The organism is Desulfovibrio sp., assembly GCF_019424165.1.
GTDB lineage: Bacteria > Desulfobacterota > Desulfovibrionia > Desulfovibrionales > Desulfovibrionaceae > Desulfovibrio.
Window position 1 is genome coordinate 26,561 of record NZ_JAHZAA010000016.1, and the last position, 7,502, is coordinate 34,062.

Below are 7,502 nucleotides of genomic sequence, written 5' to 3' on the forward strand. Positions count from 1 at the left end.
GATCCTGCCGTGTCCGGCGGGTGGGAACGTTCGGTTATAGGCTTAGAAATTCTTTACCCTGCTCTTTGCGCTTTGACGTGGGCAGCGTTGACGGGATTTTTCCCCGGCCAGTATCGGCCAGTTGGAAAAGGGCGGCGCTCATGCGCACATGTGCGGAGACGCAACTACAGGAGCAAAATGTGTTTTATTTTTTGCCCGATGCGGCCAGCTTTTTCTTGGTCAGCGCTGTGGCCGTCGCTGTAAGGGGATCTTCGGGCCAGGGATGCCTGGGATACCGGCCCCGCATTTCTCCGCGTACTGCGGGGTAGCCGTTACGCCAGAAATGCGCCAGGTCGCGCGTGACCTGCAAGGGGCGGCCCGCAGGAGAATTAAGCCGCAACAGCAGGGGAACGCGTCCTCCGGCGATACACGGCGTGTCCACACAGCCGAACATTTCCTGCATTTTTACATCCAGTGCCGGACCGCCGTCTTCACCATATGTTATGGGGCGTTGCGCGCCGGAGGGCGCTTGCCAGTGTGTGGGGGCAAGCTTGTCCAGCAGACGATCGCCATTTCCCGAAAGAAGGCTGCGCAGGGCGGCAGAAAATGCTTCGGCAGATAGAGCCGCCAGCGAGGCGCAGTTTGCCATAAAAGGGCCGAGCCATGCTTCCAGGCTGTCCAGCAGGGCCGCGTCGCTTACAGCGGGCCAGGCATCCGGCTCCAGTTCATGCAGCAGGGCAACACGTGCTCGCCACTGGCGGCTCTGGTCGCTCCAGGGCAGACAGGCGAGGCCGCGTTCACGCACGTGGGCGCACAGGGCGGCGGCGATGTGTTCCGGCTCGGGCCGTGGCAGGGGAGAGTCTTCAAGTACAATAGCCCCGAGCCTGCGCTGGCGGCGGGCAGTGATCTGCCCGGCCTCAGTGACACATGTGATATTTTCCTGAACTATTTGTGAGGAGAAAAGTTCTTCCATATCTGTGCCGGACAGTGCAGCGGCAAGACGGATGCGGCCATGGGGCCGCGTACCGTCCACCTGGGCCACCGCCAAAAATTCACTGCGCGCGAGGGAGTCGGTTTGGAGCAGGCGCGCCGCTCTCCCGCTGCGCATGAGATATGTGCGCATTGGCGCGCCAATGCCTTCTTTTTGTCCGCCGGGCTGGAGCATGGCAACGTATTCAGGCCATGCCACGGCTGTCAGCAGGCCCAGAGCGCTGGCATCCGCAAGGGCATCGGCGAACAGGCCGGGTGCAGCGCTTGGCTCATGGTTCGGGACGAGGCTGGAGTGGTGATCTGTTTTCATGACCTGCGCAAGAAGCCGGGCCAGGCGCAGGCTTTGGCGTCGCACCCGCTGGCTGGCATGCTCCCGGGCCGGAGCAGCCGTTCCCCGCATCGGGGCGCGACACAACCAGTCAAGACGAAGCGCCAGATCGCTGTCTGTCTGGCGCAAGTTCTGCTGTTCACGTTTTTCGGGGCGCTGGCCGTGGGCCAGAGGGTCTTTTTCTTCAAGCAGCGCGGCCAGGCAGCAGGCCAGTGCTCCATGCCCGTGCTGCGCGCCCCACAGGAGCATGCGTGCAGATCTTGGTTCAAGCGGCAGGGCGGCCATGCGAAGCCCAAGATCTGTGAGCTTTCCGGCAGGGGTAAAGGCCTCCAGAAGCTCAAGGCATTGCCTGGCTACGGCAAGGTGCGGTAACGGCGGAGCATCAAGCCAGGGCATGGCTGAAGGGTCAGATGCGCCCCATGCCGCCAGTTGCAGCAATAACCCGGTGAGATCTGCATCGAGAATCTCCGGGCGGATGTGGGGGCGCATACCTTTTTCTTCTTCCTTGGCCCACAGGCGGCAACAAATGCCGGGTTCTGTACGTCCGGCGCGGCCGGTACGCTGATCCGCCCCGGCCAGAGACACCCGTTCCGTCACCAGACGGGAAAGGCCGCTGGCAGGGTCAAAGCGTGAAAGGCGCGCAAGCCCGGCATCCACAACCATACGCACACCCTCTATGGTCAGCGAGGTTTCGGCAATCGAAGTCGCAAGCACAACCTTGCGCTTGCCCGGCGGGGCCGGGGCGATGGCTGCATCCTGCTGCGCTGCGGACAGATTGCCGTGCAGCGTATGAAGCAGCACGTCCGGGGGCAGGCGTTCTTCCAGAAAAGACGCTGTCTGGCGTATTTCGCCTGTGCCGGGTAAGAAGGCCAGCAGACTGCCCGGCTCTTTTCGCAACAGTGTAAGAATGACGCCAGCCATATGCTGCCACAGTGCGGAAGCCCCGCCTGCTGCTGGAGAAAATTTTCCTGCCTGAAGGGTGAGGGGCAGGTGGCGCACGTCTACCGGGTAGCAGCGGCCGGGACTGTGGATTGTGGGGCATTGCCCCATCAGATCGGAAACGGCCTGAACATCCAGTGTGGCAGACATGACCACAATACGCAGGTCCGGCCTGAGAACAGCCTGACTTTCCAGACAGAGCGCCAGGCCCGTATCGGCAGCAAGTGACCGCTCATGAAATTCGTCAAAGATGACGCAAGCTGTGCCGGGCAGATCCGGCTGCTCTTGCAGCATGCGGGTAAGCACCCCTTCAGTGACCACTTCAATGCGCGTGTGCGGGCCGGTGCGGTTTTCGTCGCGCATGCGCAAGCCCACAGTGTGTCCCACATTTTCGCCCAATAGGGCGGCCATGTACCGGGCAAGAGCGCGGGCCGCCACGCGGCGTGGCTCAAGCAGCAGTATGTTGCGTCTGCGGCGCCACGGGGCGGCAAGAAGCCACAGGGGAACCCTGCTGCTTTTACCCGCGCCAGGGCTGGCGCTGACTGCAAGCCCGCAGCTTTGCTCAAGCGCGGCAAGCAACTTTTGCCTCTCCTGATCCAGAGAGCAGGGAGGAAGGGGCGGCAAGAGCGCCTGGGCGGGCATTACAGGTTTTTCGTTCATTCGAAGCACGGGCTGGTTAAACGGAATGTCAAAACAGCTTTTTTACTGGTAATCCTGTTCGCGTCAGTGTATTGACACAAGAAAGGATTACTGGCGGAGAAAAATTCATGGCGTTGAATACAGACGGCATCATTGGCCAGAGTACAAGTCTGGCAGAGGTTTTTAAAGTTCTCGGCAAGGTTGCGCCTACCGACAGCACTGTGCTTGTAACCGGGGAATCCGGAACAGGCAAGGAATTGCTGGTGCGCGCCCTGCACTCCAACAGCAGCCGCGAAGACAAGCCCTTTGTTCCCATCAACTGCGGGGCCATACCTAAAGAACTGCTTGAAAGCGAACTTTTCGGACATGAAAAGGGAGCGTTCACGCACGCCATACGTTCTCGTCCCGGCCGCTTTGAACTGGCGGACGGCGGCACTATATTTCTTGACGAAATAGGCGAAATGGACCTGAGCCTTCAGGTCAAGATCTTGCGGGTGCTCCAGGAAAAAGAAATCGAACGTGTTGGCGGAAGCGGTAGTAAAAAAGTGGACGTGCGCATTGTGGCGGCCACCAACCGCGACCTTGAGGCCGAGGTGGCTGCCGGGCGCTTTCGCGAAGATCTTTACTATCGTCTTAATGTCATCCCGCTGCATCTGCCGCCCCTGCGTGAAAGAGGGGGCGATGTGCTCGTGCTGGCGCGGTACTTTCTGAGCCATTTTTGCGGTAAGAAAAAGCGCCCGGTTCTTGCTCTTGACGACGATGCGCGCCGCGTGCTCTCTGCCTACACCTGGCCCGGCAATGTGCGTGAACTTGAAAACTTCATGGAACGGTTGAGTATCCTTGTGGACGGGGATGTGGTGCGCCCGCAGGACCTGCCCGGCAAGATACTTGATCAGGTCGGCGATATTGCATCCCTGCCGGAAGTGGAAGATATTTGCGCTGGTGCTGAAGAAGCGAACGTGGGCGAAAGTGTTGTTGCGGCTTCGGTCTCTACGGGGACAGATGCGCCTGAAAATGAAAACGCGGCGTCAGCTTCCGCTGTTACGCCGGATAATGGAGCGGGGCGGGAGTCGGGCGCTTTTATCTGGCCTGACTTGAGCGTACTGGAAACGCGCGATCTGACCCTGAAAGATTTTCTTGATGCCATTGAGGGACGCCTTATCGATGAGGCGCTGGATAAGGCTCAGGGCGTCAAGAATCAGGCGGCAGAACTGCTGGGTATCAAACGCACGACTCTTATTGAAAAACTCAAAAAGCGCAATGCGTAATGGTACATATGTTGCATGACGCATGACGGTTCCTGATATTCAACCCTCTTCGCGAAGCGCACGTGAACATGATCTTTTTTACCGGCACAGGCCGTACTCAATCTTCCGCCCATACCGGCGCAATCTTACGCATCAGCCGTTCCTTCTTTCGGCAGAGCTGTATGCACGTCTTTTTTTGCCTGTTGCTGAACCTGATTTTTTTTGCGCCTTCTCCTGCGCATGCGCTCACCTGGAGCTGGTCTTCCCCGGAAAAAGGGGTTGAAAGGCTGCGTTTGCACCTTGACGCTCCTGCCCAGGGGGCAGAGGTGTTTTTTGCGGGTGATAAAGATTTAATCTTTTACATTAACTCTTTGGGCGCGCCTTTACCCCCCCTGGCCCGTGTCGGGAATACGCCCGCCGCAGGGGCGCTTGTTAAAACTGTAGAACTTGCCAACGGCCGGCTGCGCGTTCAGCTTTCCGCCCAGGCAGCGAGCATTGTGCGGCGACCTGCGCCGGACAGGCTGGATATAGAATTTTTTGCCGCCGGGTCGTCCCGTGGTGAGCAGCCGTTTGCGGAAAAAAAATCTGTGGGCGGCTTTTGGAGTTTCTGGCCGCTGTCTGAAGCTCATGCGGCCACCCGTGAATCTGTTACGCCAGGTGGGCAAAATAGTCTGACAGGACGGCAGGCGGTGGTTGGTAAGGTGAATACCGGCGGTCCCGAAGACTGGCCGGAAAACAGAGCGCTTTCAACCGTAACGCAGCCTGTGCAGCCGGATGCCGCCGCGCCCCTGGCCGGAGAAAAGGAGCAGGGGGCGGCCCGTGAGGCTGGCGGCACATCAGTCGACACATCCGGCGGCAAAGACGCCGCCATTGATTCTGCTGCCGGAAAGCAGATGGAGACGGGAAGAGCCGTCCCCAGTTCAGGAGGCATGTCTGCCGCTGGTCATCAACCTGCAAGCCCTGCTGCGGCCAGAGGGCCTGTTGTCTCCGGTTCTGTGCAGAGTACGCCCTCGGCAGCGGCTACAGCCGCGCCGGGAGAGAGGCCTGCCGCTGAACCGGCCACGCCCGGACAGGGAAAGCCGTTTGAGACAGGGGCTGTATCCGGCAAGGTCAACGAGCAGACCGTGGGGCTTCCCGCCGTCCGTCAACCCGAAGAAGAGGCATCCAAAGAGCCGGAAGAGCGCCCGGTCATCTATGTGGACGAACAGGGGAATCCCGTTCCCAGGCCCATTAATCCTGAAATAGTTATGGAAGAAGCCGAAAGGCTCATCCGTGAGCGCAAGTATATCGAAGCTCTGCCGCAGTTGGAAAAACTCAGAAGTCTGCCGGGGCTGCATCCGGAAATGCTTGAAAAGGCCCTGTACTACATCAGCGACTGCACATGGGCGCGGTATGCGGATAATCCTCTGGCCGGATATGAGGCGATTGTGTCCTCCACCAGCGAAGCGATGAACGCCAACCTGCGTTCGCCCCGTGTACCCGAGGCACTGCTGCGTTTGGGGCTGGCCAACGTTAATGTGGGCAACCTCGTTGATGCCGGAGGTTATATTGTCGCCCTTTTGCGCCGCTACCCGGATTATCCCGGTGTTGCCCAGGGTTTTACCGCCCTTGGCAAGGCGCAGCTCAAGAGAGGTCTTGACGAAAGGGCAGAGCAGTCTTTTTCTATGGTGCTGGATAAATACCCCGAATCTTCCTACTTGCAGGAGGCCTCCGTCGGATTGGCGGAAGCCTTCAACAAGCAGAAAAAATTTCAAAATGCCCATCTTATTCTAGATTTTATAAGCAAACGCTGGCCGCGCTACTACATTGATGAACCGTCCTTTCTGCTTTTACAGGCCGGTAATGACGAAGCTCTCGGCAAGACCGGGCCTGCGCTTGGCCTGTACTGGCTGTACTATAACCTTGTTCCCGGTCATGAAGGTAATGACGAGCTTTTGCTGCGCCTCGGCGATATGTATGCCCGTCAGGGCGGCTGGGTCAGCGCGGAATTTGTATATCGCTATGTGGAGCGGACGTTTGCGGGTACGGCATCTGCCTCGGTGGCCCGTTTGCGTCTGGCGGAAAAAGGCATTTACGATTCGCCCATCAACTACGCTGAAATGAGCGCAGTCTTTGCAAGGGATCAGGGTGGCGCCCTTTGGAAGGTATATACTGATCTTGCAGCCTCTTCCAGAACCGCCCCTGCGGCTGTTCTGGCCCGCCTGAAAGAAGCCATGTGGCTCTACTGGGACAAAAAATATACAGAAGCTATGGGCAAAGCTGCATATTTTATTGATGCCTATCCTGAAAATACCAATGTCCCCCAAGCCAAAGATCTTATCTGGGCGTCTTTTCAGCAGGAGCTGAACAATTCTCTGGCAGAGGGCAATTACGGGCGCATCCTGATTTTATGGAATGGTTTTCCTCTGGTGCGCGAACGCTATGGAGCGCTTGATCCACGTATGCGTTACGCGCTTGCCCAGGGCATGCTGGAACGCGGGGACGAAGCCGCGGCCCTGGGGATGATGGCCGATTTTCTGAAAAGTCCTATGGACCCCAATTACGGGGAAGCTGCTTTTACAGAATTTTTCAACCGCTATCTCAGGGCCGGTGCGTGGGACAAAGTGCTGGATCTGGGAAAGCTGGTTTCTACCTGGCCCATGAACAAGCAGTTGCGCAACCAGCTTGACTATGCCCTGGCTTTGTCCGCACAAAACCTCAATCTGACCGGGCCTGCGCTGGCCATGTGGGCGCAGTTGGCTGACCGGCAGGACATACCGCTTTACCAGCGGGCCTACGCCACATATTTTTTGGCCCGTGATGCCGAACAGCGCAAGGATATAAAAGGTTCCTACGAATTGAACCGCAAGGTCATAGATCTTTTTACCCGGCTTCAGGATGAACGCTCGGACAAAGCTGACCCGCAGCGCATCAAGGATGCTATGGCCGCGCTTATGGATATCAGTGAAGTTGCCAACCGCGTTCCCGAGGCGCTGGAGTGGGTGGGGCGCTATAATGCCTATGCACCTCCCGAGTCGCCGGAATATCCCGGTCTGCGCTTTCGTGAGGCACGCTTGTACCGCAAGCTCGGAGATGCGGCACGTGCTCAGGCATTGCTGGAAGATGTGGTTCGTAATTATCCCAACTCCCCCTTTGCCCAAGCGGCAGCAGGAGAACTGCGAACCTTTGAGGTTTCACGTGATTTGCAAAACTTTTTGCCCGGCGGTTCTTCGGCGTCTCAGCAGCCTGCCCCGGGGCAGGCTCAGGAAAAAGGAAGTGCCGCTTCCGCCCCGGCGGCTGCACAATAAACCGGTGCAGTATGGGCGTCTTGCTTGACGTGCCGGCAACTGGTGCAATACGTATTGTGCCGCCTATGACCGGCTTTTCAGAAAGTATGTTTA

General features: G+C 58.4%; 3 protein-coding genes. 2 read left to right on the forward strand and 1 reads right to left on the reverse strand.

Features of this window, described 5'->3' with window-relative positions; genetic code table 11:
- Window positions 1–184 precede the first annotated feature (184 nt).
- Window positions 185–2,896: an ATP-dependent helicase HrpB gene (hrpB, locus tag QZ377_RS07415; protein ID WP_291440533.1), complete on the reverse strand. Its 2,712-nt coding sequence runs from the start codon at window positions 2,894–2,896 to the stop codon at window positions 185–187.
- 107 nt (window positions 2,897–3,003) lie between these two features.
- Between hrpB and QZ377_RS07420 the strand changes: the two genes are divergently transcribed.
- Together QZ377_RS07420 and QZ377_RS07425 are read left to right on the forward strand one after the other, a co-directional pair.
- The gene (locus QZ377_RS07420) at window positions 3,004–4,143 is read left to right on the forward strand and encodes a sigma 54-interacting transcriptional regulator (RefSeq protein ID WP_291440534.1); all 1,140 of its coding nucleotides are present in this window, start codon (window positions 3,004–3,006) and stop codon (window positions 4,141–4,143) included.
- 161 nt (window positions 4,144–4,304) lie between these two features.
- Window positions 4,305–7,409: a tetratricopeptide repeat protein gene (locus QZ377_RS07425; RefSeq protein WP_291440535.1), complete on the forward strand. Its 3,105-nt coding sequence runs from the start codon at window positions 4,305–4,307 to the stop codon at window positions 7,407–7,409.
- Window positions 7,410–7,502: the final 93 nt, after the last annotated feature.

Excerpts from the sequence above, each read along its gene's own strand:
- hrpB (WP_291440533.1), bottom strand. The coding sequence starts at position 2,896 with ATGAACGAAAAACCTGTAATGCCCGCCCAGGCGCTCTTGCCGCCCCTT.
- QZ377_RS07420 (WP_291440534.1), top strand. The coding sequence starts at position 3,004 with ATGGCGTTGAATACAGACGGCATCATTGGCCAGAGTACAAGTCTGGCA.
- QZ377_RS07425 (WP_291440535.1), top strand. The coding sequence starts at position 4,305 with ATGCACGTCTTTTTTTGCCTGTTGCTGAACCTGATTTTTTTTGCGCCT.